This window comes from Pseudoalteromonas sp., assembly GCF_041613455.1.
Classification (GTDB): Bacteria; Pseudomonadota; Gammaproteobacteria; order Enterobacterales; family Alteromonadaceae; genus Pseudoalteromonas.
On sequence record NZ_JBFJHD010000345.1, the window covers coordinates 1 to 1,750 of the forward strand.

General features: G+C 47.6%; 1 protein-coding gene and 1 pseudogene. Both read left to right on the forward strand.

All coding sequences use genetic code 11. The annotated features are described in order from the left end of the window. Positions 1–1,248, forward strand: a 1,248-nt coding sequence (locus ABYB02_RS16895) for a serine hydrolase (RefSeq protein ID WP_372763523.1), incomplete at its 5' end; no start/stop codon positions are given. A 102-nt stretch (positions 1,249–1,350) separates the two neighbouring features. Beyond that, positions 1,351–1,750, forward strand: a pseudogene (locus ABYB02_RS16900) (histone deacetylase family protein); the annotation flags it as partial.

Genomic DNA, 1,750 nt, shown 5'->3' on the forward strand with positions numbered 1-1,750 from the left:
AAATTAAGCTGGGATGACCGCGTAATTGACCATCTGCCTGAATTTCAGTTATATGATGCCTATGTAACACGCGAGATGCGTATTCGTGACTTGTTAAGTCATCGTAGTGGCTTAGGACTTGGTCAAGGCGACTTGATGATTTGGCCAAGCACCGATAAGTCAGTCGCAGATATTTTAGCCGGCCTTAAGTACTTAACACCGGCAAGTAGTTTTCGCAGCCAGTACGCTTATAACAACCTGATGTTTGTCACTGCGGGGGAAGTAGTGGCACGCGTTTCAGGAGTTAGCTGGAACGATTTTATAGAAAAAAACATCTTGCAGCCGTTACAGATGCACGACTCACGGGCCGGTTTTTCGCGGATCGAAAAAACCAATAATAACTGGGCAATTGGGCATATTCCGATGGATGGCAAGCTGCATCCGTTTTTTGTCAATTACCTTGAAGACTTTAGGGGCGCAGGGGCGATAGCCTCAAGTGTCAGCGATATGAGTCAATGGCTCCGCACCCAGTTGGCAGCGGGCAAAATGCCTAATGGCCAGCAATTGTTTAGTGCACAGCAACAGGCGCAAATGTGGCACCCACACATTACGTCTATGGCCTCTAGTAGTGCCTATCAAGCGTATCGTCAGCAGTTTAAAGGCTATGGGCTCGGATGGAGTATCGAAGATTACCACGGCGTTAAAAAACTCGGCCACGGTGGAGGGATTTTAGGTATGGTATCGCAGGTTACCTTAGTACCCGAAAAAAACCTCGGTATTGTTATTTTAAGCAACCAGCAAGCATTTAGTGCGCTGTCGGCGATTACCCACGAAGTGCTTGAAGATGTGCTGCAGCTAGAAGATAAAGACTGGGTGGAAGAGTTAGCTAAAAAGCACTTTGCAGCTAAAGAGCAAGCTTACGCCAATGCCAAGCCTGCCGCACCCGCCGATTATCAGCCGCAACTACCCAATATTAACTACACCGGGACGTTACATGATAACTGGTACGGTGATGTGGTGATTGAGCAACTTGACGGTAAATTACATATTGATTTTACCCATACCAAGCGCTTAAAAGGCACCCTTGAGCATTACACCGGCAATACCTTTATTGTACAGTGGGATGAAAAACTATTGGAAGCAGACGCCTTTATTAGCTTTAACATGAATACCGACAATAGAGTGGCTAGCGCCGCGATGCGCGCCGTTTCGACGCAAGTAACCGACTTTAGTTTTGACTTTAGAAACTTACAGTTAACCGCTAAATAGCGCGTCTAAGCTGAGCAGCAATGACGGTTAAACCAAAGTCGCAAAGCCACCTTAGGGTGGCTTTGTTATACTCATTACATAAGCAAGTTAAGGAAGCTGGCCATGCGTACCGCGATTATCTCTCACCCCCATTGTCGTAAACACAAAATGATTGATGATCATCCAGAGTGCCCAGAGCGTTTAGATGCGATTAACGACCGGTTACTTGCCAGTGGTTTAGACATTGCGATTGAGCAAAAACAAGCCCCTAAAGCCCGCCGCGAGCACTATTTATTAGCGCATGACGAATCATTGGTTAATTATGTTGAAAATAGGCTGCCTAAAGCCGGTTTAGCCGATTTAGATGGTGATACATGGCTATGCCCCGATTCACTAAAAGCCATTGAGCGAGCAGTGGGCGCGGGGCTATTAGCGGTGGATGAAATACTGGCCGGTAACCTCGATGCGGCGTTTTGCTCGGTGCGCCCGCCAGGGCATCATGCCAACCGCACCACGTCAGCGG